This window comes from Roseivirga echinicomitans, assembly GCF_001592935.1.
GTDB classification, from domain to species: Bacteria; Bacteroidota; Bacteroidia; order Cytophagales; family Cyclobacteriaceae; genus Roseivirga; species Roseivirga echinicomitans.
The window spans coordinates 37,952-64,025 of sequence record NZ_LRDB01000008.1 but is presented as its reverse complement, the minus strand read 5'-3'; the positions used below and the strand labels follow the sequence as shown (position 1 = coordinate 64,025).

At 39.4% G+C, this 26,074-nt stretch carries 32 protein-coding genes, 1 tRNA gene and 1 other RNA gene; 17 read left to right on the top strand and 17 right to left on the bottom strand.

From position 1 onward, the window contains the following. The first annotated feature begins 2 nt into the window (after nucleotides 1-2). Nucleotides 3-620 (top strand): phosphatase PAP2 family protein, encoded by a 618-nt coding sequence (locus AWN68_RS08180; protein WP_157716132.1) that lies wholly within the window; start codon nucleotides 3-5, stop codon nucleotides 618-620. A 3-nt stretch (nucleotides 621-623) separates the two neighbouring features. Beyond that, nucleotides 624-1,403, top strand: coding sequence for an enoyl-CoA hydratase-related protein (locus AWN68_RS08175; protein WP_068413886.1), 780 nt, complete (start codon nucleotides 624-626; stop codon nucleotides 1,401-1,403). An 82-nt stretch (nucleotides 1,404-1,485) separates the two neighbouring features. On the opposite strand, the gene AWN68_RS08170 is transcribed toward AWN68_RS08175, so the two are convergent. Beyond that, the gene (locus tag AWN68_RS08170; RefSeq protein ID WP_068413884.1) at nucleotides 1,486-2,193 is read right to left on the bottom strand and encodes an outer membrane beta-barrel protein; all 708 of its coding nucleotides are present in this window, start codon (nucleotides 2,191-2,193) and stop codon (nucleotides 1,486-1,488) included. A gap of 129 nt (nucleotides 2,194-2,322) precedes the next feature. Here AWN68_RS08170 and AWN68_RS08165 point away from each other — a divergent pair. The 9 genes from AWN68_RS08165 to AWN68_RS08125 all read left to right on the top strand — a co-directional run bounded on the left by AWN68_RS08165 (nucleotide 2,323) and on the right by AWN68_RS08125 (nucleotide 8,136). Next, nucleotides 2,323-2,396: transfer RNA gene (locus AWN68_RS08165), tRNA-Arg, on the top strand. A gap of 142 nt (nucleotides 2,397-2,538) precedes the next feature. Continuing rightward, nucleotides 2,539-2,955 (top strand): hypothetical protein, encoded by a 417-nt coding sequence (locus tag AWN68_RS08160; RefSeq protein ID WP_068413882.1) that lies wholly within the window; start codon nucleotides 2,539-2,541, stop codon nucleotides 2,953-2,955. A gap of 59 nt (nucleotides 2,956-3,014) precedes the next feature. Next, nucleotides 3,015-3,557: a GNAT family N-acetyltransferase gene (locus AWN68_RS08155; protein WP_068413880.1), complete on the top strand. Its 543-nt coding sequence runs from the start codon at nucleotides 3,015-3,017 to the stop codon at nucleotides 3,555-3,557. 132 nt (nucleotides 3,558-3,689) lie between these two features. Next, nucleotides 3,690-4,376 (top strand): DUF2064 domain-containing protein, encoded by a 687-nt coding sequence (locus AWN68_RS08150; RefSeq protein WP_068413877.1) that lies wholly within the window; start codon nucleotides 3,690-3,692, stop codon nucleotides 4,374-4,376. Nucleotides 4,377-4,541: 165 nt separating this feature from the next. Beyond that, nucleotides 4,542-4,877 (top strand): arsenosugar biosynthesis-associated peroxidase-like protein, encoded by a 336-nt coding sequence (locus AWN68_RS08145; RefSeq protein WP_068413995.1) that lies wholly within the window; start codon nucleotides 4,542-4,544, stop codon nucleotides 4,875-4,877. Nucleotides 4,878-4,880: 3 nt separating this feature from the next. Next, complete coding sequence (gene arsS / locus AWN68_RS08140) at nucleotides 4,881-5,933, top strand: arsenosugar biosynthesis radical SAM (seleno)protein ArsS (RefSeq protein WP_068413874.1); 1,053 nt, start codon at nucleotides 4,881-4,883, stop codon at nucleotides 5,931-5,933. A 7-nt stretch (nucleotides 5,934-5,940) separates the two neighbouring features. Continuing rightward, entirely contained in the window at nucleotides 5,941-6,912 is a 972-nt protein-coding gene (gene arsM, locus AWN68_RS08135; protein ID WP_068413991.1) for an arsenosugar biosynthesis arsenite methyltransferase ArsM, read from the top strand. A gap of 143 nt (nucleotides 6,913-7,055) precedes the next feature. Continuing rightward, on the top strand, nucleotides 7,056-7,616 hold the full coding sequence (locus AWN68_RS08130; protein WP_089082110.1) for an RNA polymerase sigma factor: 561 nt from the start codon (nucleotides 7,056-7,058) through the stop codon (nucleotides 7,614-7,616). After that, nucleotides 7,606-8,136, top strand: a complete 531-nt coding sequence (locus AWN68_RS08125; RefSeq protein WP_068413868.1) for a hypothetical protein — start codon at nucleotides 7,606-7,608, stop codon at nucleotides 8,134-8,136. Before AWN68_RS08130 ends, AWN68_RS08125 begins: the two co-directional genes overlap by 11 nt. On the opposite strand, the gene AWN68_RS08120 is transcribed toward AWN68_RS08125, so the two are convergent. The 4 genes from AWN68_RS08120 to AWN68_RS08105 form a co-directional block, all read right to left on the bottom strand. Continuing rightward, entirely contained in the window at nucleotides 8,123-8,833 is a 711-nt protein-coding gene (locus AWN68_RS08120) for a cell division ATP-binding protein FtsE (RefSeq protein WP_068413863.1), read from the bottom strand. The two genes, AWN68_RS08125 and AWN68_RS08120, sit on opposite strands and share 14 nt — an antisense overlap. A 3-nt stretch (nucleotides 8,834-8,836) precedes the next feature. Beyond that, complete coding sequence (locus AWN68_RS08115; RefSeq protein WP_068413988.1) at nucleotides 8,837-9,040, bottom strand: fructose-6-phosphate aldolase; 204 nt, start codon at nucleotides 9,038-9,040, stop codon at nucleotides 8,837-8,839. Between the two features lie 52 nt (nucleotides 9,041-9,092). Then, a complete protein-coding gene (gene fsa, locus AWN68_RS08110; protein WP_068413860.1) occupies nucleotides 9,093-9,749 on the bottom strand; it encodes a fructose-6-phosphate aldolase in 657 nt (218 codons plus the stop codon). A 116-nt stretch (nucleotides 9,750-9,865) separates the two neighbouring features. Beyond that, nucleotides 9,866-10,228 carry a hypothetical protein gene (locus AWN68_RS08105; RefSeq protein ID WP_068413858.1) on the bottom strand — a complete coding sequence of 121 codons (363 nt, stop codon included), beginning with the start codon at nucleotides 10,226-10,228 and terminating at the stop codon, nucleotides 9,866-9,868. A gap of 221 nt (nucleotides 10,229-10,449) precedes the next feature. Between AWN68_RS08105 and AWN68_RS08100 the strand changes: the two genes are divergently transcribed. Next, the gene (locus AWN68_RS08100; RefSeq protein ID WP_068413856.1) at nucleotides 10,450-10,788 is read left to right on the top strand and encodes a single-stranded DNA-binding protein; all 339 of its coding nucleotides are present in this window, start codon (nucleotides 10,450-10,452) and stop codon (nucleotides 10,786-10,788) included. A gap of 462 nt (nucleotides 10,789-11,250) precedes the next feature. On the opposite strand, the gene AWN68_RS19225 is transcribed toward AWN68_RS08100, so the two are convergent. The 3 genes from AWN68_RS19225 to ffs form a co-directional block, all read right to left on the bottom strand. Next, nucleotides 11,251-11,379, bottom strand: a complete 129-nt coding sequence (locus AWN68_RS19225; RefSeq protein WP_262501375.1) for a hypothetical protein — start codon at nucleotides 11,377-11,379, stop codon at nucleotides 11,251-11,253. A gap of 253 nt (nucleotides 11,380-11,632) precedes the next feature. Further along, the gene (locus AWN68_RS08090; RefSeq protein WP_068413854.1) at nucleotides 11,633-12,427 is read right to left on the bottom strand and encodes an MIP/aquaporin family protein; all 795 of its coding nucleotides are present in this window, start codon (nucleotides 12,425-12,427) and stop codon (nucleotides 11,633-11,635) included. Nucleotides 12,428-12,472: 45 nt separating this feature from the next. Continuing rightward, an RNA gene (ffs, locus tag AWN68_RS08085) (signal recognition particle sRNA small type) lies at nucleotides 12,473-12,570 on the bottom strand. Between the two features lie 194 nt (nucleotides 12,571-12,764). Between ffs and AWN68_RS18980 the strand changes: the two genes are divergently transcribed. Genes AWN68_RS18980 through AWN68_RS08075 form a run of 3 tightly spaced genes read left to right on the top strand, consistent with a single transcriptional unit; the run spans nucleotide 12,765 to nucleotide 15,248 of the window. Then, nucleotides 12,765-12,941 (top strand): hypothetical protein, encoded by a 177-nt coding sequence (locus tag AWN68_RS18980; RefSeq protein ID WP_157716131.1) that lies wholly within the window; start codon nucleotides 12,765-12,767, stop codon nucleotides 12,939-12,941. Between the two features lie 2 nt (nucleotides 12,942-12,943). After that, nucleotides 12,944-14,626 (top strand): sensor histidine kinase, encoded by a 1,683-nt coding sequence (locus AWN68_RS08080; RefSeq protein ID WP_068413851.1) that lies wholly within the window; start codon nucleotides 12,944-12,946, stop codon nucleotides 14,624-14,626. Next, nucleotides 14,619-15,248 (top strand): response regulator, encoded by a 630-nt coding sequence (locus AWN68_RS08075; RefSeq protein WP_068413848.1) that lies wholly within the window; start codon nucleotides 14,619-14,621, stop codon nucleotides 15,246-15,248. Before AWN68_RS08080 ends, AWN68_RS08075 begins: the two co-directional genes overlap by 8 nt. Here AWN68_RS08075 and AWN68_RS08070 read toward each other — a convergent pair. Genes AWN68_RS08070 through hemF form a run of 4 tightly spaced genes read right to left on the bottom strand, consistent with a single transcriptional unit; the run spans nucleotide 15,245 to nucleotide 17,471 of the window. Continuing rightward, nucleotides 15,245-15,499: a hypothetical protein gene (locus AWN68_RS08070; protein ID WP_068413843.1), complete on the bottom strand. Its 255-nt coding sequence runs from the start codon at nucleotides 15,497-15,499 to the stop codon at nucleotides 15,245-15,247. The genes AWN68_RS08075 and AWN68_RS08070 overlap by 4 nt on opposite strands. Continuing rightward, entirely contained in the window at nucleotides 15,496-16,008 is a 513-nt protein-coding gene (locus AWN68_RS08065; RefSeq protein WP_068413841.1) for a hypothetical protein, read from the bottom strand. The genes AWN68_RS08070 and AWN68_RS08065 overlap by 4 nt, the downstream gene beginning before the upstream one ends. Continuing rightward, entirely contained in the window at nucleotides 16,005-16,565 is a 561-nt protein-coding gene (locus tag AWN68_RS08060) for a phosphatase PAP2 family protein (protein ID WP_068413839.1), read from the bottom strand. The genes AWN68_RS08065 and AWN68_RS08060 overlap by 4 nt, the downstream gene beginning before the upstream one ends. Further along, nucleotides 16,566-17,471: an oxygen-dependent coproporphyrinogen oxidase gene (gene hemF, locus AWN68_RS08055; protein ID WP_068413836.1), complete on the bottom strand. Its 906-nt coding sequence runs from the start codon at nucleotides 17,469-17,471 to the stop codon at nucleotides 16,566-16,568. Between the two features lie 128 nt (nucleotides 17,472-17,599). Between hemF and AWN68_RS08050 the strand changes: the two genes are divergently transcribed. Then, entirely contained in the window at nucleotides 17,600-19,699 is a 2,100-nt protein-coding gene (locus AWN68_RS08050; RefSeq protein ID WP_068413833.1) for an alpha-ketoacid dehydrogenase subunit alpha/beta, read from the top strand. A gap of 65 nt (nucleotides 19,700-19,764) precedes the next feature. Here the strand turns inward: AWN68_RS08050 and tamL are convergent, their stop codons facing one another. Beyond that, complete coding sequence (gene tamL, locus AWN68_RS08045) at nucleotides 19,765-22,248, bottom strand: translocation and assembly module lipoprotein TamL (protein WP_068413832.1); 2,484 nt, start codon at nucleotides 22,246-22,248, stop codon at nucleotides 19,765-19,767. Here tamL and AWN68_RS08040 point away from each other — a divergent pair. Further along, the gene (locus AWN68_RS08040; protein ID WP_068413831.1) at nucleotides 22,239-22,976 is read left to right on the top strand and encodes an RNA methyltransferase; all 738 of its coding nucleotides are present in this window, start codon (nucleotides 22,239-22,241) and stop codon (nucleotides 22,974-22,976) included. The genes tamL and AWN68_RS08040 overlap by 10 nt on opposite strands. Here AWN68_RS08040 and AWN68_RS08035 read toward each other — a convergent pair. From AWN68_RS08035 to AWN68_RS08020, 4 genes are read right to left on the bottom strand one after another with little or no spacing between them, the layout of a single operon-like run. Further along, the gene (locus AWN68_RS08035; protein WP_068413830.1) at nucleotides 22,973-23,773 is read right to left on the bottom strand and encodes a queuosine precursor transporter; all 801 of its coding nucleotides are present in this window, start codon (nucleotides 23,771-23,773) and stop codon (nucleotides 22,973-22,975) included. The genes AWN68_RS08040 and AWN68_RS08035 overlap by 4 nt on opposite strands. Before the next feature lie 10 nt (nucleotides 23,774-23,783). Then, complete coding sequence (locus AWN68_RS08030) at nucleotides 23,784-24,707, bottom strand: ribonuclease Z (RefSeq protein ID WP_068413827.1); 924 nt, start codon at nucleotides 24,705-24,707, stop codon at nucleotides 23,784-23,786. 9 nt (nucleotides 24,708-24,716) lie between these two features. Beyond that, entirely contained in the window at nucleotides 24,717-25,100 is a 384-nt protein-coding gene (locus tag AWN68_RS08025; protein ID WP_068413824.1) for an STAS domain-containing protein, read from the bottom strand. 4 nt (nucleotides 25,101-25,104) lie between these two features. After that, on the bottom strand, nucleotides 25,105-26,049 hold the full coding sequence (locus tag AWN68_RS08020; protein ID WP_068413820.1) for a phosphoribosylaminoimidazolesuccinocarboxamide synthase: 945 nt from the start codon (nucleotides 26,047-26,049) through the stop codon (nucleotides 25,105-25,107). Nucleotides 26,050-26,074 lie beyond the last annotated feature (25 nt).

Below are 26,074 nucleotides of genomic sequence, written 5' to 3'. Positions count from 1 at the left end.
GATTGAAGTTATTTGCCCAAATTGTATCTGCTGTTTTCCAGCCGTTGCTGATGCCAGCGCTGGTTTTTTACACCTATCTTTTTCACGTAGATAACAGTTCAAACCTTACTGAAAAAGGTAGAACTACAGTACTGCTATTGATTTTTCTAACCACTTGTGTTATTCCTGTTTTTATCGTGTTGCTCTTTAGGTTTACTAAAGTGATTAAAGATTTACACATGAAGGAAAGACGAGATCGTTACCTTCCCTTTGCGTTTATCTCGGTTTTCTATATTCTAGTCACTTATTTAATGAGTCGTCAAGTTTGGTTTAACCCGACTATGGCAGTGATCATGATCTCAATGACTACTGTGGTGATTACTACTAACCTAATTACCTATTTCTGGAAAATAAGTGCACATGCCGCTGGTGTAGCTGGTTGGTTAGGTTTCATCCTGATTTTCTCAAGGGTCTACGCCAGTGGGAATACATTGTTTTTGCCTTTAATTGTGGCGGTTATTCTTACCGGAGTGGTGATTTGGGCTCGATTATATTTGAATGCACATAAACCCTCCGAGTCGCTGGCGGGCTTTGTTTTAGGGTTTTTAGTTTGTTTCAGTTCTGTATTATTGTTTGTTTAGCGTATGTACGAATTTATAAAGTTTGAAAAAGAGAATGGCGTAGCTACGCTTACCTTAAATAGACCTGATGTGTATAATGCACTCAACGATGAAATAACTTTTGAAATCCAAGCAGCTTTAAAAGATGCGAAAAGAGATGTCGAAGTTAGAGTACTGGTGCTGACAGGGGAGGGAAAAGCTTTTTGTTCAGGGCAAGACCTAAAGGCATCTGCTAAACATCCAGACCGTTCTTTTTCAGATTCATTGCACAAAAGATACAATCCAATTATCAAGGCGATTACGGATATGCCCAAACCTGTGATTTGTAGACTGAATGGTGTGGCAGCTGGAGCAGGTTGCTCTTTTGCCTTGGCTTGTGATATCATTGTTGCAGGGCAAAGCGCAAAATTGATTGAAGTTTTTGTGAATATTGGTTTGGTGTTGGATTCTGGTTCATCTTATTTTTTACCTCGATTGGTGGGGAGTTCAAAAGCATTTGAGCTGGCTACTATGGGTACAAGGGTTTCTGCTGCTGATGCTGAAAAGATGGGATTAGTATCTAAGTGTGTGGCGGATGAAGAGTTGGACAGTGCAGTAAAGACTTACACTGATTATTATGCTTCGGCACCAACAAAGGCGATTGGCCTAATGAAGAAAATGCTGAATAAATCGCAGAATTCAAGTCTGAAAGAAATGCTTGAATATGAGGCGTACTGCCAAGATATTGCAGGCGCTACCTACGATTATAAAGAAGGAACTACCGCTTTCTTAGAAAAGAGAAAAGCAGCCTTCAAAGGCGAATAAAACTAGAGAGCGCTAAAGGGCATAAAAAAAGGGGAAGATTAATCTTCCCCTTTTTTGTCTATTATATGTCTTGAGTCTTTAATTAGAAACCAGTAAGCGAGATGCCAAATGATAAGCCTTGTGTGTCAGCTCCTCCAGCGGGAGCAATGTCAAATTTGTTAGAAAGCTCATAATAACCGAAAAGGCTAAAACCTCCGAAGCCTACCCTAGCTTGTACTCCGTATCTGAATTTCTCGAACCCTAGGTCCTGACGGTCTTTGATCATTCTTTGGTCTGCTGCGTTATCCTCAAACTTCACTTTGGTAAAAGAAGAATAAAGGACGCCCACTTTAGCGCCTAAAGCCACTCTAAAGCCACGGCTCATGTTGTTTTTGCTCGTGTAATACCTAAACTCTAAAGGAATGTCTAGATAGTTTAAGCCTACTTTAGATTTACCGAAAGTGTTGGCTTGAGGGTAAACGGTGGCTAAATCTGCAACCGCAACACTCCTTACGTTTGAATTGTTAACGCTGGTTCTAAGGGTTTTTCCATCTTCAAGCGTGAATCTTTCCATACCTAAACCAATACCAGGAGTGAAAGTGAATCCATTATCACCAATCGGTAAGTCGTAATAATATATAACGTTTACTGTTTTCGAATTGAAACCACTAAGTTTTACATCTGTTGGAGCGTTTAATAAGGTATTCAAACCCCAGTCTACAACAAGACTTCCTGGGAGGTCTGGTCTTTGTGCTCGGGCAATTGATCCTAGTGTTAAAACTCCTATAAGTAGTATTCCTAATTTCCTCATGTTTATTCGCTTTTTTGAGCTGGGCAAAGATAGTATTTTTTGAAAGTATTAATAACTTGCTTTTGCAAAGTAGAAGAATTAATTACCTTTGCAGACCAAATTTAACGGGATTTAACGAATCTTTGTTTTGGCCTCGTAGCATAACTGAATAGTGCACTTGATTACGGCTCAAGAGGTTGCAGGTTTGAATCCTGCCGAGGTCACTCAAAAGCCCTTTCCATGTAAGTGGAAAGGGCTTTACTTTTTTACTTCTATTCGCCATCATATCTAGTTAATTTCTCAAGCCAATTGTTTATTATTGTATAATTATATCGCTTATATTTTTGAATAATGTATTATAATAATATGAAGAATGTTGCTCTGGTTATAGTGTTCTTGGTTTTTGTGTCATTCAAGTCTTTTGCTCAGTTTGGTGTAAGTATCCATCAGACTAATATCCCTTTTGTGGGATTTAATTATGAGTTGAAGGATAAGTATATGGGCGAACTTCGTTTTTCTACGGATAGTTTTTTTGATAATATTTCACCAGAGCTCGTTTTCACAAGGTTTATTAAAAAGGATACTGATTTTAATTTCTACGGAGGCTTGGGTGCTAGGATGAATATCTATGAAGGCTTAGTTGTACCAATTGGACTTAATATTTACCCATTCGAAAAGAAAAATTTCGGCTTTCATATGGAAATTGCTCCAATAATTGGAGACGATGCGATCTTAAGAGGTACATGGGGAATACGTTATCGTTTTGGTGATCGACAAAAGTAGTTTAGTAGAAAAGGCAATTGACGATATGCTATGGTTGCAGTATTTCATACTTTTCCAGTATGATTAACCTTCAGAGCACCAGACTTGATCTTCACTTGCTATCATTAACTGACTTGGACGAAGTACATAAGCTGCACAGTTTTCCGGCCGTGGACGAATTCAACACCCTTGGCATTCCTCAAAACATGGCGCATACACAATCAATTATTGAACCTTGGGTTTCAGAACATCAAAAATTGGACGCCAAACAGTATACTTTCACCATTCGGACAAAAGGGACGGATGATTTTGTAGGTTTGATTGTCCTGAAATTGGGGAGTATCAAATTTCAGAATGGAGAGGTTTGGTTTAAACTCAACCCTAACATGTGGGGGAAAGGGTATTGTACCGAAGCCTTAAAGTTAGTTTTAGCTTTTGGCTTCGATGAATTAAAGCTTCATAGGATTGAAGCTGGATGTGCTGTAGATAACGTTGGTTCTGGCCGAGTGCTTGAAAAAGCAGGGATGACCAAAGAGGGCAGAAAAAGGAAAGTGCTTCCGCTAAAAACAGGCTGGTCCGATAATTTCGAATATGCAATATTGAATTCAGACCCGAGATTTTAATTTCTTTTGTTGAACGCGCTTTTTACCAGCCAGCACCTTTAAAAGTATTTTGTACGACATTGTCCTGATACTTTTCTAAGTTAGGTAAATCTTTTTCGTTTAAATCGAGTTGATAAGTTCAAAGGAAACTGAATGCCCCAAGTCAATAACACTGCTATTCTATTTTTTTCAAGAAACCTCAAAGAGGAATTCTTGGCTAAGAATGTAGGGCTGAACATTCACCAGTTTTCTAATTTGTTTAATCTCCTTGTACAGAAAACTCGGAGAACGATTGATCAAACAAAGATTCCAGTAAAACCGCTTTTTTCCAATGAGCAAATTGGAAGTTCATTTGGGGAGCGACTCACAAACGGCATATCGAACTTATTCTCTGAAGGCTTTGACAACGTAATCGTTGTTGGTAATGACGCCCCAGAACTCTCTTCTGAAGATTTACTTTGGGTTGAAAAAAGGCTCAAAAGCGGAAAAAATGTTTTAGGAAGAGATAGCCATGGTGGAGCCTATCTTATAGGTGTATCCAAGAAGGACTTCTGTGCTGATGAATTTCTAAAAGTAAGCTGGAATACTTCTTTTGTTTTCGATCAACTGAACACACTCCTTTCTTCTGAAGAACTAGATAATCGTCTTATTGACTTAAATAAGCGGTCAGATTTTGAAAGTATTATAAAGAGAGGGTTACAATTATCGAAAGCTTTCAAACAAATACTGAAAGCAATTTTCGGAACTTATACGATACGCACTAATTTCAATTTCACCCTTCCAAAGTCTATTTGGTTTCAACACACAGAGGTCAGAGGGCCACCCTCATTAGTTTTTTAGTCACTCTAATTTCTCTTTACAATTAGTATTTGTCCAAGAGGGATCATTTTCAATCAATTTATTTAAAAGTGCCCAATCTCAATGAGAGATGTTTTTCATGTCGGATGACTTGAAATGACTTCTATTTTGAAATTGAAAAGGGCTTTCTACTTAAGAAATAATACTATGCCTAAAAAATATTACGACCCGAGCGACTTGAAGAAGTTCGGAAACATAACGGAATTCCAACCTGAAATTGGAAACAAGTTTTTCGATTGGTACGGCAGCGTTTTTGAGGAAGGTGCATTAACCGCCCGAGAGAAATCTTTGATTGCGTTAGCAGTAGCGCATGCGGTTCAGTGTCCTTATTGCATCGATGCCTATACGGACACTTGCTTGAAAAAGGGAGCCGATGAAGAGCAAATGATGGAGGCGGTGCATGTAGCCGCAGCAATCAAAGGAGGTTCTGTTTTGGTTCACGGAGTTCAGATGATGAACCAAGTGAAAGAAAAATTAATGTAGCCTATGACTTTACAGACATTAAAAAGACAGCAGCACTCACTTTCTATAGCTGAAAGGCAGATTAGAATCTTGGATGATCATGAAGCCATTGGGATTGATTCTTTCGAACAGAAAATCGACCCCATTGGTATGATGCCTTTAAAGCCTATCTCGGTTGATATATTTCAGGTCAACGTGGGAAAGATGTGTAATCAGGTTTGTAAGCACTGCCATGTAGACGCTGGTCCTGACCGTAAGGAGATTATGACGCGAGAAACCATGCAACAATGTTTGGATGCGCTTAAGCTTTCTAAGGCTACTACAGTCGATTTAACAGGCGGTGCCCCAGAGATGAACCCTGACTTCCGTTGGTTCGTGGAGGAGATTTCTAAGTTGGGTAAGAGCATCATTGTTCGCTGCAACTTGACTATAATTTTAGCCAATCCTAAATACCATGATTTGCCTGAGTTTTTCAAAAAGCACAAGGTGAATGTGGTGTCTTCACTGCCATCATTCACGGCCAGAAGAACTGATGCTCAACGCGGTGATGGTGTGTTTGAAAAGTCCATTAAGGCACTTCAAATGCTGAATGAGATTGGCTATGCAAAGGAGGGGACAGGCTTAAAGTTAGACCTGGTCTATAATCCATCAGGAGCATTTTTACCAGACGATCAAGATACGCTGAAAAATGAGTTTGAAAGAAAACTCAAGGAGAATTTCAATATCGTTTTTAATGACTTGTATGCGATTACTAACCTTCCCGTAAGTCGATTCTTAGACTACCTGGTGAACAGCAACAATTATGAGGAATATATGAATGAGCTGGTCAATGCATTTAATCCAACTACAGTGGAGGGTGTAATGTGCCGTTCTATGATTTCAATTGGTTGGGATGGCTATTTATATGATTGTGATTTCAATCAAATGCTTGAAATGAAGTTGAGAGATGGGGCGCCAGACCATATCAAGGACTTCGACCTAGATAAATTAATGGCAAGAGAAATCTCAATTAACCAACACTGCTTCGGTTGTACTGCAGGAGCAGGATCGAGCTGTGGTGGAACAACAACAAATTAATTATAGAATGAGTAACTACTTAGACACTACGAAAGACATATATAAAGCCGCAGCCGAAATACCAGACGTTGGACTCTGTTGCACCACTACTCCAGTTTGGTCATTTCCAGGTTTGGAAATCCCTAAAATCATGCTCGAAATGAATTATGGTTGTGGCAGTACTGTCCATCCTAGGGATTTGGTCAATTCACCCAGAATACTTTATGTAGGTGTGGGCGGAGGAATGGAGCTACTTCAGTTCTCCTATTTTAGTCGTCAGAAGGCAGGTGTTATTGGTGTAGATGTGGTGGATGAGATGCTTGATGCTTGTAAGAAAAACATCAAGGAAGCAGAATTGACCAATGACTGGTTAGATGCATCATTTATAGATGTCCGACAAGGCGATGCGCTTAATTTACCCATTGAAGATGCTTCGATTGATGTGGCGGCACAAAACTGTTTGTTCAATATTTTTCATGAAGAAGACCTAAAAGAGGCACTTCAAGAAATGTACAGGGTATTAAAACCTCATGGTCGACTGGTATTATCTGACCCAATAGCGGAGCAAGCCATGCCTGAAAACCTCAAGAATGATGATCGTCTGCGCGGACTTTGCTTGAGCGGTTCGTTGCCTTTAAAAGACTACATCAAAATGATTACAGATGTCGGTTTTGGTACAATAGAAATAAGAGCCAAAAGGCCTTATAGAATTTTACACCCCAATCAATATGATACTACTGAAGCAATATATATAGAGAGTATAGAGGTTTGCGCTATTAAAGACCCAATGCCAGTCGATGGGCCATGTGTGTTTACGGGAAGAACCGCTATTTATTATGGGACGGAAACTCATTTCGATGATCACGGGGGTCATATTTTATTGCAGAACCAACCACTATCGGTTTGTGATAAGACAGCTGGAAATTTAGAAGCATTGAATGACTCAAATATTTGGGTTTCGCCTTCTACCTATTTCTACGATGGAGGCGGGTGCTGTTAGTGTCTGAGGTTTTTATCTGAAGAGTAAGACTGAGAGGGGGCTAAAGATTTGGCCGCCTCTTTCCTCAACTCTTCTTTAATTTTTTTACCTTTCCTAAGCAACCCTCATACAATTGGGCTGTCTTTAGCGCAAGGATTAGAAATTTGGAACCGAAATATCAAAATCTTCATCAAGAGGTAATTGATCTGTGTATGTTGGGTGACCGACAAGCGCAGTATCAGTTGTACAAGCTTTATTCGAAAGCGATGTACAATGTGTCTTTTCGGGTAACCCAAAACGAACAAGAGGCTGAAGATGTGCTTCAGGAGTCTTTTTTGAGCGCTTTCAAGAATATTCATAGCTATAAAGGAACGGCAGCTTTTGGCAGTTGGCTGAAGCGAATCACCCTGAATAACGCTATCAATTTGGTGAAAAAAAGACGCTTAAATTTTGAGTCCGTAGAAGATTATGGTGCCTATGATGAGCGTTTTGATCAAGAAAAAAAGGACGATCGAGACTTTGAGGTTGATCAGGTAAAGAAGGCAATTGAGCGTTTACCTGATGGATATAGATTGGTGTTAACACTTTACTTGATTGAAGGTTATGACCATAAAGAGATTGCAGAAATATTGAGCATTACAGAGTCGACTTCTAAGTCGCAGTTTAATAGATCGAAAAAGAAATTGAGGGAAATATTAAAAGAGGAATTTCAACATGCAGGATAAGCTAGAAGATTTCATAAAAAATAATAAGGAGCAATTCGATACTGAAACGCCAAGAGCTGAGGTGTGGAATAAAATCCAAAAAGGGCTTGATAAGAATGACAAGGCTACAGGGAATTCAACACATTGGTTTTGGAAAGTAGCTGTTGCTGTATTGCTTATTGCGGTAGCCTATTTGGGTTCCGAAAAGTATTTCGGGGCTGATGTGAATAAGGAAAGTACTGCCATGCAGGAGTTTAAAGAATTGGAGACTTTCTATACCCAAATGATTTCTGATAAGAAAACGAAGCTATCGGAAGAGGTAGAGACAGGTGAGTATTTTAGCTTTCTTGAAGCCGATATTCAATCGTTAGATCAGAATTATGAAGAGTTGAAAATCACATTTGAAAGTGGACAAGAAACGCCTCAGCTTAAAAGTGCATTGGTCCATTTACTCAAACAAAAACTTTATTTGATCGAAAAGCAATTGGAGATTCTGGAAGAAACTAAAAGTGAAACGTCTGAGGGGGTTAGCTCACTTTAAAGAGGCTTAATTCCACTTCGTTGGAATCGAGGATGCTTCCCTTTTCGCATTTTAAAACACGCTTAGGATAGTTCTTAATGAGGTTGTAATCGTGGGTGGCCATCAGAATTGAAGTTCCACCTTTATTGATTTCCATAAAAGTCTGAAAAATACCATCAGAAACTTCAGGATCGAGGTTTCCAGTAGGTTCATCGGCAATTAAAAGCAAAGGATCATTAATTAGGGCCCTAGCAATTACTACTCTTTGTTGTTCTCCGCCAGAAAGTTGGTGAGGCATTTTACTCGATACAACTCCTAAGCCAACACGCATTAGTACTTCGGCCAATTTACTCTTCATCTTGGCTTTGTTTTTCCAGCCTGTGGCCTTCATTACAAAAAAAATGTTTTCAGCAACCGAACGGTCAGGAAAGAGTTGAAAATCTTGAAATACAACGCCTAATTTTCTTCTTAAAAGCGGAATGTCCTTACGCTTTATGTTTTGGATGTCGTGGGTCGCAATTCTGATTTTGCCTAAGCGAAGCGGCAAATCAGCATAGAGGGTCTTTAGCAGAGAACTTTTTCCACTTCCCGTTCTACCTACCAAATACACTAATTCACCTTTGTTAATAGAAAGATTGATGTTATTCAATACGGTTTTATCGTCCTGAAAAATGGTGGCATCTTCGATGCGAACAATGGGTTCTCCTGAAAAAGGCATAATTTAAATATCCAGTTTTTGAAGTTTACCGAAAGGTAAGCTATTGATTACTTCTTGCAGTTCTTCTTCCTTTCCTTCCAAGTCGTACTTTTCTAACTTCTTTAACGGTCGGTCGGCACGGAAGTATGCTATGAGTACGAAATTTTCGTCTCTTAACTGAATGTAATCTGGGATTTTCGCTTTCCCCTTTACTTTAATGATGTACATATTCCTTAATAACTTCGGGTCATTTGCATAACCCGAAGTTGGAACTAAAGTTTTATCCATTTGCTTTAGCGTGGTCGGCAAGAAATTGTGCCAAACCTTTGTCTGTTAGCGGATGGTTTAACAAGCTCGTGATTACTTTCAGCGGGCAAGTGGCAACATCTGCGCCAATTTCGGCACACTGTAATAAGTGCATTGTATGACGTACAGAAGCAGCAAGTACTTCGGTAGTATACCCGTAGTTGTCATAAATCTGGCAAATTTGTCCGATTAACTCTAAGCCGTCAAAACCAATGTCATCAAGTCTTCCAATAAATGGAGAAACGTACGATGCACCCGCTTTGGCAGCCAATAAAGCTTGGCCAGCAGAGAATACTAAAGTACAGTTGGTTCTGATGTCTTCAGCGGTAAAGGTTTTAATGGCCTTAATGCCATCCTTTGTCATTGGCACTTTTACAACGATTTTATCATCGATTTGAGCCAATTCACGACCTTCTTTCAACATACCTTCGTAATCGGTAGCGATTACCTCGGCACTTACGTTGTCGTCTACAATATCACAAATCGCCTTGTAATGGGCTATTACGTTATCGTGGCCAGAAATGCCTTCTTTAGCCATTAAAGAAGGGTTGGTGGTTACACCATCTAACACACCTAAGTCGTAGGCTTCTCTTATTTCATCAAGATTCGCGGTGTCGATAAAGAACTTCATTTTGATCTATTTTAGATTGATTTGCAATGCATTACAAAGCTAATCTTTTTGTTTGCTTAGGAGGGCTTTCAGAACACAACTTTTTATTAGAGGTATGAATTTTTCTATCAAATACCCTAGTTTAGGTTCTCTAGCTTTTTCACTAAGGCAAAAGCATCACTCTCCAGCGGCAGGTAACCATATTCGTAACAGAAATAGTAAGTAGCACCTGCTTTTGTAGTGTAAGTGGAGGTATGATAATTAAAGTCGAAACCCTTTTCTACAAGTTTGTTTCTGGTAGTTTTCGATTTACCATCGGGGTTGAGTTCTTCCAAAATGCGTCTGTTTCTTCGTAATAGGTTGTGTACGTTTCGCACGTAGTTATTTGAGTCACTATTCTGACGGTTATTGAAGGTGTTACGGCATTGGTCTGAGCAGAATTTTTTATCGATCCTGCCATACATCGCATCTCCACATTCTAAACATTGCCTTTCTTCCATGCTGAAAAAACTAAAAAATGAAAACTCACTTTATTTCGTGATGGATGTTAAGTTATTGTAAAAGAGTGATATATCCAATTGTAAACGATTACAAACGAATGTTACCCGACTACAAATGCTTACCAACCGACTTTGCTTTTCCAGCTACTGTTACTTTGCCATTGTCAATTCGGAAAACAAAACGAACGGACAGCAAACGTTAAAATTAAACAATTTATATCATGAGAAATTTAAGAAACAGTGTACAGTTGATCGGAAGATTAGGTCAAGATCCAGAAGTAAAAAACTTAACATCGGGCAAAAAGCTCACTACGTTTTCATTGGCCACTACAGACGCTTACAAAAATGCAGACGGGGATAAAATTGAAGATACGCAATGGCATAATATTATTGCCTGGGGAAAGGTAGGCGAGATAGCCGCTGAGTATTTAAAGAAAGGTGCGGAAGTTTGTGTTGAAGGTAAATTGGTGCACAGGTCGTATGAAAATTCGGCTGGTGAAAAACGATTCGTGACAGAAATTAACTTAAACGAATTGTTGATGATGGGCGGTAAAAAATGAAACCGTACTCTTTTAAAACAGAAATGCATAGACGGCTTGGGTTGTCTATGCATTTTTAATTACTCTACTTTTTGGCTTATCCAATAATTCCAGTTACAGAAATAAGTGTTTGGTATGCGATGAATATTACGAAAACAACAACTACTAATTTTGTTAAAGAATTAGTTTTTTTAGAAGTAGAAGTTTGTGTCGTTGCAGCTTTCATAATATTCGTGTTTAAGTGTAATAGTAAGTATTCAAATAGAGTGCCAGTGCCCTGAATGGGTTTAAACCTACTTTTAATCGCTGCGTCAGTCCCGAATTGGGAATGAGGATGACTCTTGGGAATCATTGAAGGAGATGGAGGCTTGTTTGGTTCACTGAAGGAGAGGAGAATGTGATTCGACCTTTCTTAAAATAAAAATGCATAGAACAAGTGATTGTCTATGCATTTTTGATTACTCTACTTTTAAGTTTCTTTTCTTACCCAATAATTCCAGTAGCTGAAATAAGCGTTTGGTAGGCAATGAATGTTACGAAAACAACAACTACTAATTTTGTTAAAGAATTAGATTTTTTAGCAGTGGTGGTTTGTGTTGTTGCAGTTTTCATAATGTTGGTATTTACTTGTAATAGTAAGTATCCAAATAGAGTGCCAGTGCCCTCAATAGGTTTAAACCCACTTTTTATTGTTGCGCTAGTCCCGAATTGGGAATAAGGCTAGGGCTTGGGAATTCTAGCAGAATGATATGGAGGTATATCTACTGAAAACTGAAGGGAAGGAGAGAAGAGTACGGCTCTTCTTATAAAAAGGAATCCATTGAAATCTGGGCATGCATCACATATTAGAGGGGAAGCCGTTGTACTACTTTTTCTTGGCCTCTTCGGCAATGGCGTAAGCAATGATCAAAGTACTACTTGCAATACATGCCCATGTAAGTATTCCTGTTTCACCATTAAAAGCCAATTGATAGAGCCCTGCCCCAAGTCCACCTCCGATGATTGGTCCTATGATGGGAATCCAAGCATAATTCCATTTCGAACTTCCTTTTCCTTTTATGGGCAATAGAAAATGAGCGAGTCTTGGCCCAAAATCTCTAGCAGGATTGATTGCATAACCTGTTGTACCTCCTTGTGCCATGCCAATAACAACGATCAAGCCACCAACAACCAAGGGGTTCAAACCTTCTACAAATTGGTTGGCACCAATCATAAGTAGGCCGAAAACCAACACCATGGTGCCTAAAACCTCGCTTAGTAGGTTTGCGCTTTTCTGATCTACCGCTCCGCCTGTGCAGAAAATCCCGAGTTTGGCGCCTTGATCTTCGGTTTTACCCCAATGAGGTAAATACTGTAGCCATGTAAATGAAGCGCCCACCATAGCGCCAAGTACTTGGGCGATAATATAGCCTGGTACTAAGGTCCATTCAAAATCACCGGTCATGGCTAATGAAAGCGTTACCGCAGGATTAATGTGCGCACCACTAATTTGGCCGACAGCGTAGATGCCAAAAGTAACAGCCAATCCCCAGCCAATTGTAGTTACAATCCAACCGGAATTTTTAGCGTATGAAAAATTAAGTGTAGTGGCAGCGTTAGTTCCATTCCCGAAAAAGATAAGAATGGCCGTGCCCACAAATTCTGCGAGATAAACGGACATAATCAAAAAGTCTAGGAAGTAATAATACGATAAAGGAAGGGATAAAAAAAGGCATCAGGATGTCGCACCGCTACAACCGCTTACCCTTGCTCTGTTCCCAGCCTGGGGGAGTTCAGCGGGAGCTGGTCGCACCCCTCTGCCGGGCGCAAAGGTATCAAGAAATTGTTAATTGGAAAACTTGAGGGCAGAAATATTAAATTATTATTCTCACTATTTCTGGGTATTTACTTCCTAAGCTCATTATGCTTATTTTAGGCATGAATCAGGCTTGCTTCCTTAGTTTAAAAGTGAGAGATTCATTGTGTTTGTAATTTTTTTTCAATCAAAAAGAGTGTATATGTTAAAATCAGAAAGAAGAAGTTCAATTGATAAGAGCTTTGGGTTGATGTTTCAATCCAAAGCCTTTATGATTAATAAATTTGATCCAGAGCCGGAAGAAGGAGAAGGAGAGGAAGGAGATGAAGGAGGAGCTAATAACCCACCACCTCCAGTACCTCCTGTCTCTGGTAATTAGTAATGAAGGAGTTAGTTTTAATAATTTTTATTTTTTGCTTCAATCCTCTGTTTAGTCAGGATTTAAACCGTCTGGAAGAATTAAGGAAGCAGGGTGAGAAATATAGGGCTGAGGCAAAGTATGACTCAGCTCTAATTGCTTTTGGTCAAGTTTCGGATTTGGCAGAAGGGATGGATAATATTGAATTTCAAGTTCGCGCGGCAATAGGGGGCGCTGCCGTATTCATTGAATTAGGAGTGTCGGATTTGGCTCGATCATCCTACCTTAAAGCAATAAAACTTTCTCAAAGCATTAATAATAAGCGTCTAGAGAATAACGCATGGTATGGAATTGGAGTGACACACCAAATAGATGAAAATATTGACTCGGCCTTGTATTACTATAATAAAACCGAGGTGTTGTTCAATGAGGAAAAGAATAAGGTAATGGTTGCGTCCCTCCTCTCAAATATCGGGTCCCTTCATTATTTAAAAGAGGAATATGATCTAGCGATTGCTAAAAGTTATGAGTCTTCAAAACAAAACAAAGAACTAAAGAATTTCAGAGTTGTTGGGCTCGATTATAGAAGGATGGGAATGTCTTTCTTCAAGCTTGACAACCTTGACAGTGCGAAAATCTATGCAAACCTAGCATATGAAATAGCTGATTCTTTGAAATACTTAGATGATGCTAGAGAGGTATTGACGCTCTTATCTCAAATAGCAAGAAGTGAGGGTAAGTTTGAAGTTGCGGCTAGGCATACAGACTCATCAGACTCCTTGGCAAAAGTAATTTATGTAGATGGTAAAAATAATGAAATTCTAGAGCTTAAGGCGAAGGTTATGACTGCCTCTTTAGCGCTCGAATCTGAAAGGCAGAAGAATTTAGCACTTCAGCAGCGAAAATATAAGACTATTATATTAGTCGTTTCCATTACACTTGTAGTGGCTGCTTTCATTACCATTTATGTGATAGACCAACGTAGAAAAAACATCAAGGCGCTGGCGGTTAAGAACGAAGAGATTAATAAACGCCAAATCGATGAACTCTTGCAGAAGCAAGAAATTGCTTCGCTGCAAGGGGTTTTAGAAGGACAAGAAACAGAAAGAAGAAGAATCGCTATTGACCTTCATGACAGACTAGGAGGTATTCTCTCGATGGTGAAATTGCACTTTAGTGTAGTTACCGAAAGCCTGAGTAAGGATGATCAAACCCATACTAAGTTTATGAAAGCATCTGATCTACTGGATCAGGCTACGGGTGAGGTAAGAAGTATTTCACACAATTTAATGTCGGGGGTGCTTACAAAATTTGGGCTCGTACCAGCTTTGGAAGACTTGAAAGACAAGATTTCTCAGACTGGTAAACTCAAGGTAAGTCTTTATTCAAACGACTTAAATAATGTTTTGACTGCCGAACAAGAGTTACAATTGTACCGTATTGTTCAAGAGTTGATTAGTAATATATTAAAACATTCACAGGCCAAAGAAGCCAATATTCAACTTACTAAAGGAGAAGATAGTGTTAACCTCATAGTAGAGGATGATGGTATGGGTTTCGACTTGAAGGAAGTGAATAAAAAATCTGGAATAGGCTTAAGTAACTTAAAAGCACGAGTCGCCAAACTCAACGGTAATTTCCATATTGATTCGGGAAGAGGGGCAGGCACAACAATTTCAATTGATATACCAATAAATCATGATTAGAGTTCTCTTAGTTGACGATCACCAAGTGGTAATTGATGGGATATCTTCAATCCTTGAAGATGATTCTTCTATAAAAGTCGTTGATAGTGCTTTAACTGGAGCAGATGCGCTTCGTAAACTTGAGTTCTGTGCAGTTGACGTTATATTGCTCGATATCAATATGCCTGAAATGGATGGAATTGAGGTTGTGAGACAGTTGCGTAAGAAAGGGATTGAAGTGAATGTGCTTATTTTGACCATGCACAACAATGCTCAGTTTACTAAGCAACTGATCGAGCTTGGGGTCCAAGGTTGTATTCTTAAAAATTCTGGTAAGAAGGAATTGGTTTTCGCTATTAACGAAGTGTCACAAGGCAGAAGGATTTATGGGGACGATGTAACAGAATCACTTTTTGATAGCTTAGAAAAGACTCAGAAGGCTGTAGATCAAGTGCAACTGACAAAACGGGAGGTGGAGATCATTAAGCTTATTGCGTCTGAACTCAACACCAACGAAATAGCGGAGAAGCTATTTATAAGCTCTCATACGGTGGATACACACAGAAAGAATATCTTAAGTAAGTTGGGGGTAAAGAATTTGGCAGGGCTGGTTAAGTTTGCTTACGAAAACCAATTGGTTTAGCCTTCTTTTCTTTCGAAGAAGTCCTTTTTCATATAAAGTTGAAACTCTAAAGGGCTGCTTTCTTTGAATTCATCTTCTGTTAAATCATCATAAATTTCCTCATCAAAATTCATGTCTGTCTTCTCTACTTTTCCATCAGGATGAATGATTAATTCCGTTCCGGTAAAGTCGATTGGGTTGACCGACACAAGTACTTGATAATCATCAAAAACACGTTTGAAATATTTAAAAACGATGGCGTCCTTTTTCATTGCTTTCTAATTAATATAGCCTCCTGAATAGTTCTGATTTTTTGCGACTTTACCTCTGGCGAGTTACTTTCTCCTCCAGTGATTAAAGATTGAGATTCCGTAGTCACGATGGTTTTGAAGTGAATTTCCTCATCAATTAGTTCATAACTGACGAGAAGCTCGTTTTGTGTTACCGTAAACCAACTATAAAGCCCTTGGTTTACATGGCTTAAGTAAAGTTGAATAGAGTTTTGTTCATCCAAAATATATTGATTTAGGTCAGCTTTATTCTTGTAAAGAAGATAATCCCTTAATTGTTCCTGTTCACCTGAACCATAAATGATTTGCCAACTCCACAATGAATCTGATTTGGAAATAATATTTAGCCCCATATCAACAGTCTGCTGCAACCCCTTCTCATTGTAAATTTTGAGTTCTCCAGCCCATTCACCTTCCCAATTTTCAGAAAGTTGGGCATAAGTATTAGATAGAAGGAAAAGAAGGATTAACCCCGTATAAATAATTCTCATGCCTTGGAGTTCTTACTGACCAATTTGAAAAAACGATAGGAGATAAGGGCAGCCACAAAACCAATGATCGCCCCGATCATTACATCACCGGGGAAATGAACCCCTAAATAGACACGGCTATAAGCAATTAATGCAGCCCAAGGTAGCAAAAGCCAAATGTGTTTCAGCTTATCTTTCAAGCAAAACCAGCAGAAAAATGCCAGTGCAAACATGTTTGAAGCATGGGATGAAGCGAAGCCATAGCGTCCGCCACAACCATCGGGAGTGTGAACCCAATCCATTATTTCAGGATCATGGCAAGGTCGAAGTCGGCCTACCCAAGGTTTTAAAAGGCCAGAAGCAGTTTGGTCGCTGATCAATATGAGTAAGCCTAGTGATAGGGCCATCCAGCCATAGTTTTTTTTGTATTTGAACAACCAATAAAGCAGGAATATATAAAGAGGAATCCAAACGAATTTGTTACTGGCCCAGGTCATTATAAAATCACCAAATCCATTGTTCGCCTCGTTAATGATGCGAAACAGTGCTTTATCCCATTTTTCTAATTGATCGATCATTTAAGGTTTTAGCCAGTTGATTCCTTTTTTTAGTGCTTCTTGTGTTTTGGCTTCTCTACTTCCCTTCAGGGGCTGAAAGTCATATTCCCATCCCGCTTGTGCTGGTAAGCTCATTAAAATTGACTCAATACGTCCATCGGTTTCTAAACCAAAACGCGTTCCTCTGTCATGCACTAGGTTAAATTCAACATAACGACCGCGTCTAAGCATCTGCCATTCCTTCTCTCTTTCCCCGTAAGGGAGTTTAGAGTTTTTGCGCATTAAGTAGGTATAGATAGGGGCAAAGGCAAGTCCAACATCTTTGACAAATTCCAGACGGTCAGATTTGCTAAACGTTTTGTCTTCGCCTAAATGATCAAAGAAAATCCCTCCAATCCCTCGGGTTTCCTTTCTATGCTTTACATAGAAATAGTCATCTGCCCAAGGTTTGAATTCATTATAGTAAGTAGAATGATGCTTGTCACAAACCGCCTTAAGTTTTTCATGGAAAAACTGAGCATCGGATTCATCTAAATAGTGAGGCGTTAAGTCAATTCCTCCTCCAAACCAATAGTTTCCGTCCGACATTTCGAAATATCGGATGTTCATATGAATAATAGGAACCATCGGATTTTCCGGGTGTAGAACAATAGATACTCCCGTAGCAAAGAAATCTCCTTCAGTCAATCCAAATGAACTCAATATTTTTTCAGGAGTTTTGCCGTGTACAGCGGAAAAATTAACCCCACCTTTTTCTATAATGGTACCATGGCGCATTACGCGGCTAATGCCACCCCCACCGCCTGGTCGTTCCCATTGATCTTCGATAAAGCTGCCTGAGCCATCACATTTGGTAATTTCTTTGCAGATATGATCTTGAATATTTCTAAAAATCCGAGTAATCGAATCTCTGTCTGTCATTGCCATACTGCAAAAGTAAAACAAACCGTTGAAAGGCAATTCCGTATCACAAATAGATTGCCTAACGATCGGTAGGTTTTTTAGCGCATCGTTCAAAAATATTGGCTATTTTTGAATTTGACATAACCACATCTATGGGAGTTATCAAGACGAAGAAGATATCAAAAGACGAGAATAAAGAAATATCCATATCCAAAGCATTGTTCGAGAAAGCCTATAGGCTGATGCATACCGCCATGAATATGGCGGTAACCTACGAAGAGAATAAAGCGATTTGCAGCAAATACGTTCATAGCACATCAAGAGGGCATGAAGCCATTCAGTTAGCTGCAGCTTTTTCTTTAGAGGCGCACGACTTTGCCGCACCCTATTATAGAGATGAATCTATTTTATTGGGAATAGGCATGCAGCCTTATGAATTGATGCTTCAGCTCATGGCCAAAAAAGATGACCCATTTTCTGGAGGAAGAACCTATTATGGGCATCCCTCTTTGAAAAGAGAGGGTTTCCCAACCATACCTCATCAGAGTTCGGCAACTGGTATGCAGGCCATACCAGCCACAGGAATGGCGCATGGTATTCACTATTTGGAGAGTCAGAATTTACTAAAAGGAGACAAAAAGCCGGTAGTGCTTTGCTCACTTGGTGACGGATCTGTAACAGAGGGGGAAGTTTCCGAGGCCTTTCAAATGGCAGTGCTCCATAAGCTACCCATTGTTTATTTGATTCAAGATAACGATTGGGGGATTTCGGCCACTGGTGCTGAAATGCGAGCGATGGATGCCTATGACTTCGTTTCTGGATTCACTGGAATGGAGCGTATGCGTGTGGATGGTAGTGACTTTGTTGATTCCTATGAGGGCTTACAGAAAGCGTTTAACTACGTAAGAGAAAATAGAGCTCCAATTCTTGTTCATGCCAAAGTGCCTTTGCTTGGTCACCACACTTCTGGGGTAAGAAAAGAATGGTACAGAGGAGATTTTGATGAGCACCTGAAGAGTGACCCAATTCCAAGGTTAAGAAAAGAACTGAAAAAACGTGGTTGGAAAGATGCTCAACTTGTAAAAATAGAAGATGAAGCTTTGACCTTTGTGCAAGCGGAGTACGCCAGAGCAATAAATGCTGATGATCCTGATATTACCACGTTTATGGATCATGAGTTTGCACCAACGCCCATCATCACCGAAAAAGGGCATAGAAAACCGAGAGGGGCAGAAAAGGTAGTGATGGTAGATGCGGCCCTTCATGCGGTTGACGATATTTTAAAAAACCACCCGGAGTCGCTTTTTTATGGACAAGACGTAGGTGGAGCGTTGGGTGGAGTATTTAGAGAGGCAGCAACATTAGCACAGAAATACGGAGATAATCGCATTTTTAATACTCCGATTCAGGAAGCCTATATTGTTGGATCTACTGCAGGTATGTCGGCCATTGGGGCAAAAGCGATAGTAGAGATTCAATTTGCCGATTACATTTGGCCTGGCATCAATCAATTGGTTGAAGAACTTTCAAAAAGCTGTTACTTATCTCAAGGGCAGTTCCCTATCCAATCTCTGATTAGAGTACCGATTGGTGCTTATGGTGGGGGGGGGCCCTATCACTCCGGAAGTATAGAGTCTACTTTGCTCAATATCAGAGGAATTAAAGTAGTTTACCCATCCAATGCGGCCGATATGAAAGGTTTGATGAAAGCGGCCTTCCATGATCCTAATCCGGTGGTGATGTTGGAGCACAAAGGATTGTATTGGTCTAAAGTGCCAGGAACTGAGGGTGCAAAAACATTTGAACCAGATAGTGATTATATCATTCCATTAGGTAAATCTAGAATTGACCAAGAGGCGAGTGAGGAGGCCATTGCCAATGGTGAAAGTTGCGTGGTAATCACTTATGGAATGGGGGTTTATTGGACGAGAGCGGCAAGTAAGGCATTCAAAGGGCAGGTAGAAATACTTGACTTAAGAACTTTAAACCCTTTGGACTGGGAAGGTGTAATTGCTGCGGTGAAAAGGCACAATAAAGCTTTGGTGCTTACAGAAGAGCCTTTGATGAATTCCTTTGCTGAATCTTTGGCAGGGCGTATTTCAAAAGAGTGTTTTCAGATTTTAGATGCTCCGGTAATGACTTACGGAGCCGCTAACTTACCTGCAATCCCATTGAATGTGGAATTAGAAAAGCAAATGTTACCAACTGCCGAAAAGGTGGAGGTAGTGCTTTCGGAGTTATTGAATTACTAATTGTAAGAAATGATATAGAATTGGGCGACTAATGATACATCGGTCACCTTTTTTATGTGTTGACTTTAGAATGCGTAACCAACAGCAATATTCCAAACTGTTTGGTTTTTACTTTGGAAAGGCTTTCTCCAGCGTTCACCTTCGGCATAGCGCGGGTCTTTAATTTTATGGCCAACATCAAATCGAAATACTAAAAAGGAGAAATCAAAACGAAGTCCCATTCCAGCCCCCACGGCAATTTCTTTATAAAACCGATTGAACTTGAAATCGGCACCGGGCGACAATGGGATTGCGTCATTTGGCTTCTCTGGGGCAGTGTCGTTGAATTTCCAGACATTTCCTGCATCCACAAAAAATGCCCAATCAATAAAGCCAGCGATATTGGCCCTGTATTCTGCATTAAGTTCTAAAAGGATTTCTCCAGGCTGTTCAAATCGATAACTGTCTTTCGAACGGTCGGCCACTAGGTTGCCTTCAGCGTCTTTAACATTATCACCATTATCGTCTAGTAAATACGGGAATGCAGAACCTGGTCCAAGTCGTCTAGGTGTCCATGCCCTGTTGCTGTTGCTTCCTCCAGAGAAGAAGTGCTTCTCATATGGTAAATCTCTGCCGTTATAGGGGTCTGCAATACCAATATTAGTTCTAAGTACTAGGGCTCGTTCTCTACTTAATGGATAATACCTTCGATAGTCTACCTGAAATTTGAGAAATTGATAGTTCTCTAACTTATTGTGGTTCAAAAGTCCTTTGCCTGTAACATTTAATAAGCTTCCCCCTGCCTCAACAAAATAGCGGAAAAAAGATGAGGGAGAATTCGCATTTGAGTAATCATTATTAAGCGTTGCATTGAATGAAGTACTACTTACGAATGAAGGTTCAAAGGCTAGGTTCAAGGTATTTCCTTGTGCCTCAAGTCGGTCTAGCAAGGCTTTAAACTCATCGCTTCTAAATGGCGTATAAATCAAATTGATGTCTGATAAAGTCAAGGTGTAGTTCTTGTTACCCTTTAGATTCTGCCAGTTATAAGCTAAGTTCCCATTGATGTTTTCACGCTTGTATTCACGCCTATCGGTGTAAGAATAACCCAAGGATACCGTAGTTCTCGGGTTGAACGTTTCTAGGTTTAATTTCCGGGAAGGGAAGGGGGTTATAAACCTTGGGAAACTGAGTGATAGATTTCCACCATATTGAAGGTTTGAATTTGATGATTCTGCTGAATTCGATTTAGTAATTCCTTCTATCCCAGCAAACCCATTGAGTTCCAGTATCTCTAAGCCTCCAAAAATATTTCTATCTTTTAGTGAAAGGTTATAGAACGGCCCTGGCCAGTTTGAGTCGGTATTATTGTTTACGTTTAGCCCTAACTCTTGTGTAATCTGATATTTTTTTAATGGGGCTGTATAGAAATTCGTTACCATTTTACCTGGGATCAAGGTAGTGTCGAAGTTGATATTGACATAACGGAACATGTCAATGGCCAATAGTTGGCGCTGCGTATTAATCACATTGGTGTAGTTGTAGATATCCCCTTTTCTGAAGATAAGGCGTGTGTCTACCACTTTGGGCGAATAGTAATTCAAACCAGAGACATAGGTCACATTCTGATATTCGGTGGTGTCACTAGGTATGTCGCTACCATTACTATTGAAAATAATTGAATCCATTTGATACATCTGATGCTGGGGTTTATCAGATGGTTTGTTAATCACAGTAGAAACCCATAAATCAAGTTGATTTGGTTTGAAAAAGACATCGAATTCAATAAAGCCTTTGGTGAAATTAAAATAGCCATTGTCTTTCATTAATGACTCTATTCGTTGCCGCTCTTGGTCGATTTTATCTTTGCTATAGGCTTCTCCTAATTTAAGGAATGACTTTGTTTTGGAGGCATTGATCAGGTTACTGAGTGTTGAGTCACCAGTTCTCAGGGTTAAGCTGTCTATGTAACTTCTTGGACCTTCTGATATAATGAATTTTTGATTGACTTTTCTTTGCCTCTCCTTTGTTTCAATATCAACTTTAGCCTTCAAAAACCCATTGAAATTTAGGTAAGTAAGCATCTTTTGTTTTGAATTTTCTATGGACACACTGTCATATACAGCCAAAGGAGTGCCTGTGCGCATAGGGAAGTTTCCATTTCTTAGTTTGTTCTGAAGCCGGTCGAGTTTCCTTTTTTTGTTCATTTCGAGCTTAGAGGTAGATTTACCATCTTCCTCGCGTGAAGCAATCTTTTTATCCATTTTCTCAATGTACTCACGCCTGTCTTGGTTGATTTCAGCTGTATCATACTTATTTTCGCCTGATTCATAAATCGAAGCACCCAATGGGCCTATGAGTGGAATTCTGGTATTGGGTGTGAGGGTTATTTGTTCAGAAAGCGCATCTTTGTTGGCTTCTTCAACACCCACAATACTTTGCTTGTATAGAAGTTTTTCACCATCTTCCAGATGCCTGACGCCTGTACAGCCACTGATTAGGATGGTTAAAAAAAGGATTAAGAATAATAGATTTCCCGACTTCACAAATAGCTTACAATATGCTTTCAAAACGATTGATAAAGTACTTTAAATCTCTTCAATTAAAAAAATATAGACATCAAGAACGTAAGTTTATTGTTGAAGGCGCAAAAGGCGTTTCTGAGGTATTGGCGTCTGATTTTATGATCGACTTTCTTTTAACGACTAAGGCATATGCTGAATTGTTGCCCACAGATCAATTGTCGAAGATAAAAGAGATAATCGAAGTAACGGAAAATGAACTGAAAACTGTCGGTACTTTTCAGAGCAACAGCGCAGCCTTGGCCATTGTTTCGATGAAGGATGATATAAATTTAGTCTTTCCAGAGAATAAGTTGGTTTTGGCACTTGATGATGTCCGTGACCCTGGAAATCTGGGGACCATAATTCGAATTGCAGATTGGTATGGGATTGAAACCATTATATGCTCTTTGGAATCAGCTGATGTTTATAATCCGAAAGTGATTAATTCCAGTATGGGGTCGTTTGCAAGAGTGAATGTTCATTATAAAGATTTGAAAGAGGTATTTACATCGACCGAATTAGCTATTTATGGCGCGTTACTTTCCGGAGAAAATATATATAACTCTAAATTGACCAATAATGGAATTCTATTGATGGGGAATGAATCACAAGGGATTAATTCTGATTTGGAAAAGTATATTACTCATTCGCTCCATATTCCAAGAAGAGGAGGGGCTGAGTCACTAAATGTGGCAATTGCCACTGCTGTTATTTTAGATAATTTTTTCCGTTAGAAAAGCTTGCCTCTACTTTCCTTACTTGCCTCCTCTTGAAGCTGTTCGGAAATGTCTTTCCCCAAATATCTATCTATAAAGTAGTGAGCAATGTAAAGGAGGGGAGTGAGAAGAATGGCGATCAGGAATTTGTAAATGTAATTGGTTAGGCCAACGGCTAAAACCTGCTCAATTGGCCAAGACCCTAGGAAATAGAAGGCTATAAAAAGCACAACGAAACTATCGATAAGCTGAGAGATTAAGGTTGAGCCTGTAGCACGAAGCCAGATTTTATTATGTCCCGTGATTTCTCTTAGTTTATGAAAGACGTAAACATCAACGAACTGTCCAATCAGAAAGGCCACCAACGAAGCGAAAATGATATTGAGACCTTGTGAAAATACTTTCTCAAAAGCGTCATTAATATTAAAAGCATTACCATTAGCGTCTGTGGCATATACTCCTAGCCAAAAGTCGGCAGGAATGAGCTTCATGGCTAAATAGATTACCAAAAAAGCGTAGGCAATTAGCCCGACAGTAATGTAAGTGATTCTTTTTACTCCTTGTTTTCCGAAATATTCATTAATAATATCCGTAGTAATAAAGACTACTGGCCAAAGCAATACTCCCGCTGTTAGGTTGAATTGGAGCATAAAATCTCCCATCAAGGAGATGTCCAAAGGTGAAAATCCTAATGTTTTTTCGAAGGAGAAAATTTTACCACCAATGAGTTCCGCAACTAGGGCGTTTGTAATAAAGATTCCAGCCAGGATTAGAAAGAGGTTGGTCTTTTTATTGTTTAGAATCGACTCGCCCATTACCTATGGTTTAAGAAATGTCGTCTAAGATAAAGTCTTCTCCTTCAATGGCAAGGTGAGCGTTAGGGAAAACAGATTGAGCCTCATATTTCATTGGCTCTAATTCTTTGTATCTAATGGAGAAATGTCCCATTAAAAGCATGCCCACATTTGCTTTTTTTGCAATTGTAGCGGCTTGCTTTGTGGTTGTATGATAAGTTTTCGATGCCCGATCTTCATGTTCTTCCATAAAAGTAGTTTCATGGTAGAGCATATCCGCATCTTGAATGATGGGGATAATGGACTCGTCATACTTTGTGTCGGAGCAGAATGCGTATTTATAAACTCGCTTTGGTGGCAGTGTCATTTGAGTGTGATGATAAATGATATTACCATCGTCATCATAAATATCTTCTCCATTCTTGAGTTTAATGATATTCTTTACAGAGAAGCCTTCTGGTAATTTATCCTTAATAATCCTCCTTTTCTTGGGTTTTTCCGTGAAAAGATAACCAGCGCAAGGAATTCTATGATTCAAAGGGATAGTATAAACCCTTATAAAGTCATCTTCATGGATTAGCTTATTGGCTGTTGTATCGACAGGGTGGAAGTTTACCTTATAATTAAATACTGTTTCGGAGTATTTGAGCTGTAGGGTAATGATTTCGGCTAAACCAGGAGGCCCATAGAGATTAAGAGGCTTTTTTCTACCCATCAAATGCATGGTAGATAAAAGCCCCATAATTCCTAGATAATGATCTCCATGTAAATGAGAAACAAAGATATTATTGATTCGCTGAATGGGTATTCTGTACCTTTTTAGTTGAAGCTGTGTGCCCTCTCCACAGTCCATCAGATAAAGATGCCCCTCAATAGTGATTAACTGAGAAGTTTGGTTACGCTTATGGGCTGGGGCGGCAGAATTCGAGCCTAATATCTTTACTTTTATACTCAAACCGCTATGCTAAACTTCACCTTCTTCAGCTCCCAATTCTTTTTGAAACTCGGTCATCATAATAAATTCGATAGCTTCATGCTGGGTAGGAAGAATGTCTAGAATTTTATGCAACTGAGAGAGCTCAATTAACTTCTGAACCATTGGTTGTAAGCCACTCAATACAAGAATACCCTCGTTTTCAGTACAGATCCTGTTTCCCGTAAGGATAGCACTTAGGCCAGAGGAGTCACAATATTTAGTAGCGGAAAGATCAAGCACTAGATTACTAACACCCTGTGTGCTTAGGTTTACAAATTCCGATTTTAAACCTGGAGCAATGGTTGCGTCTAGTTTGTCTTCGTCAAGTTTTATAAGGGTATATTTTTCTTGTTTATCTACTGTAAATTTCATCTTCTTATTTTTTATTTAGGTATCCGAGGATATTATTTTCTATTCTTTTTTCGATTTCTTGAGTAGGGTGTTTTACAAATTTATCCCCTGTAACTTTTTCGAAAAGTTCAATATACCGGTCTGAGATTGATTTAACAACCTCATCGGTCATCTCAGGGATTTGCTGTCCATCTTTGCCTTGAAAACCATTTTCAATAAGCCATTGTCTTACAAATTCCTTAGAGAGTTGTTTTTGCTTTTCGTTGTTTCGTTGTCTCTCTTCATAGCCTTCTTTGTAAAAATACCTTGAAGAATCGGGCGTGTGAATTTCATCAATAAGGATTATCTCTCCGTCTTTATGACCGAATTCGTATTTGGTATCAACCAAAATTAAGCCTTGATCAGCAGCCAGTTCGGTTCCTCTTTTGAAAATGGCTTGAGTGTACTTTTCAAGTTGCTTGTATTCTCGCTCCGACACAAGGCCTTGTTTCAGGATTTCTTCTCTTGAAATATCTTCATCGTGCCCTTCTTTAGCTTTGGTTGTTGGTGTAATGATAGGGTGGGGGAGTTTGTCATTTTCTTTCAGTCCATCGGGCATTTCCACACCACAAATTTTTCTTTTCCCTAAACGGTATTCACGCCAAGCATGACCAGCTAAATATCCTCGAATGACCATTTCCACGGGGTAAGTTTTACACTTTAAGCCGATACTGACATTTGGATCTGGGGTGGTTTGAATCCAGTTCGGAACAATGTCCTCTGTGGCTTTTAAAAACTTGGAAGCGATTTGGTTTAATACCTGTCCCTTGTAAGGTATTGCCCTAGGGAGTACCACATCAAAAGCGGATATTCTATCTGAAGCCACCATGGCTAGGAAATCGCTAAAGAAATAGATGTCTCTAACCTTTCCTCTGTAGAAATCGGACTGATTAGGGAAGCTGAAATTGGTTTCTTTAATACCTTGGATCATTTGGCAAAAATAGTCAAAAAATAGT

What these genes read in the sequence shown, in the direction of transcription:
- AWN68_RS08170 (WP_068413884.1), bottom strand. Translation starts at nt 2,193, where the DNA reads ATGAGGAAATTAGGAATACTACTTATAGGAGTTTTAACACTAGGATCA.
- arsS (WP_068413874.1), top strand. Translation starts at nt 4,881, where the DNA reads ATGACTTTACAGACATTAAAAAGACAGCAGCACTCACTTTCTATAGCT.
- AWN68_RS08145 (WP_068413995.1), top strand. Translation starts at nt 4,542, where the DNA reads ATGCCTAAAAAATATTACGACCCGAGCGACTTGAAGAAGTTCGGAAAC.
- AWN68_RS08060 (WP_068413839.1), bottom strand. Translation starts at nt 16,565, where the DNA reads ATGATCGATCAATTAGAAAAATGGGATAAAGCACTGTTTCGCATCATT.
- AWN68_RS08020 (WP_068413820.1), bottom strand. Translation starts at nt 26,049, where the DNA reads ATGATCCAAGGTATTAAAGAAACCAATTTCAGCTTCCCTAATCAGTCC.
- AWN68_RS08155 (WP_068413880.1), top strand. Translation starts at nt 3,015, where the DNA reads ATGATTAACCTTCAGAGCACCAGACTTGATCTTCACTTGCTATCATTA.
- AWN68_RS08100 (WP_068413856.1), top strand. Translation starts at nt 10,450, where the DNA reads ATGAGAAATTTAAGAAACAGTGTACAGTTGATCGGAAGATTAGGTCAA.
- AWN68_RS08090 (WP_068413854.1), bottom strand. Translation starts at nt 12,427, where the DNA reads ATGTCCGTTTATCTCGCAGAATTTGTGGGCACGGCCATTCTTATCTTT.
- AWN68_RS08080 (WP_068413851.1), top strand. Translation starts at nt 12,944, where the DNA reads ATGAAGGAGTTAGTTTTAATAATTTTTATTTTTTGCTTCAATCCTCTG.
- AWN68_RS18980 (WP_157716131.1), top strand. Translation starts at nt 12,765, where the DNA reads ATGTTAAAATCAGAAAGAAGAAGTTCAATTGATAAGAGCTTTGGGTTG.
- AWN68_RS08120 (WP_068413863.1), bottom strand. Translation starts at nt 8,833, where the DNA reads ATGCCTTTTTCAGGAGAACCCATTGTTCGCATCGAAGATGCCACCATT.
- AWN68_RS08065 (WP_068413841.1), bottom strand. Translation starts at nt 16,008, where the DNA reads ATGAGAATTATTTATACGGGGTTAATCCTTCTTTTCCTTCTATCTAAT.
- AWN68_RS08075 (WP_068413848.1), top strand. Translation starts at nt 14,619, where the DNA reads ATGATTAGAGTTCTCTTAGTTGACGATCACCAAGTGGTAATTGATGGG.
- AWN68_RS08175 (WP_068413886.1), top strand. Translation starts at nt 624, where the DNA reads ATGTACGAATTTATAAAGTTTGAAAAAGAGAATGGCGTAGCTACGCTT.
- AWN68_RS08025 (WP_068413824.1), bottom strand. Translation starts at nt 25,100, where the DNA reads ATGAAATTTACAGTAGATAAACAAGAAAAATATACCCTTATAAAACTT.
- AWN68_RS08040 (WP_068413831.1), top strand. Translation starts at nt 22,239, where the DNA reads ATGCTTTCAAAACGATTGATAAAGTACTTTAAATCTCTTCAATTAAAA.
- fsa (WP_068413860.1), bottom strand. Translation starts at nt 9,749, where the DNA reads ATGAAGTTCTTTATCGACACCGCGAATCTTGATGAAATAAGAGAAGCC.
- AWN68_RS08035 (WP_068413830.1), bottom strand. Translation starts at nt 23,773, where the DNA reads ATGGGCGAGTCGATTCTAAACAATAAAAAGACCAACCTCTTTCTAATC.
- AWN68_RS08105 (WP_068413858.1), bottom strand. Translation starts at nt 10,228, where the DNA reads ATGGAAGAAAGGCAATGTTTAGAATGTGGAGATGCGATGTATGGCAGG.
- AWN68_RS08160 (WP_068413882.1), top strand. Translation starts at nt 2,539, where the DNA reads ATGAAGAATGTTGCTCTGGTTATAGTGTTCTTGGTTTTTGTGTCATTC.
- AWN68_RS08050 (WP_068413833.1), top strand. Translation starts at nt 17,600, where the DNA reads ATGGGAGTTATCAAGACGAAGAAGATATCAAAAGACGAGAATAAAGAA.
- AWN68_RS08125 (WP_068413868.1), top strand. Translation starts at nt 7,606, where the DNA reads ATGCAGGATAAGCTAGAAGATTTCATAAAAAATAATAAGGAGCAATTC.
- AWN68_RS08070 (WP_068413843.1), bottom strand. Translation starts at nt 15,499, where the DNA reads ATGAAAAAGGACGCCATCGTTTTTAAATATTTCAAACGTGTTTTTGAT.
- AWN68_RS08150 (WP_068413877.1), top strand. Translation starts at nt 3,690, where the DNA reads ATGCCCCAAGTCAATAACACTGCTATTCTATTTTTTTCAAGAAACCTC.
- AWN68_RS19225 (WP_262501375.1), bottom strand. Translation starts at nt 11,379, where the DNA reads ATGAAAACTGCAACAACACAAACCACCACTGCTAAAAAATCTAATTCT.
- arsM (WP_068413991.1), top strand. Translation starts at nt 5,941, where the DNA reads ATGAGTAACTACTTAGACACTACGAAAGACATATATAAAGCCGCAGCC.
- hemF (WP_068413836.1), bottom strand. Translation starts at nt 17,471, where the DNA reads ATGGCAATGACAGACAGAGATTCGATTACTCGGATTTTTAGAAATATT.
- AWN68_RS08115 (WP_068413988.1), bottom strand. Translation starts at nt 9,040, where the DNA reads ATGTACATCATTAAAGTAAAGGGGAAAGCGAAAATCCCAGATTACATT.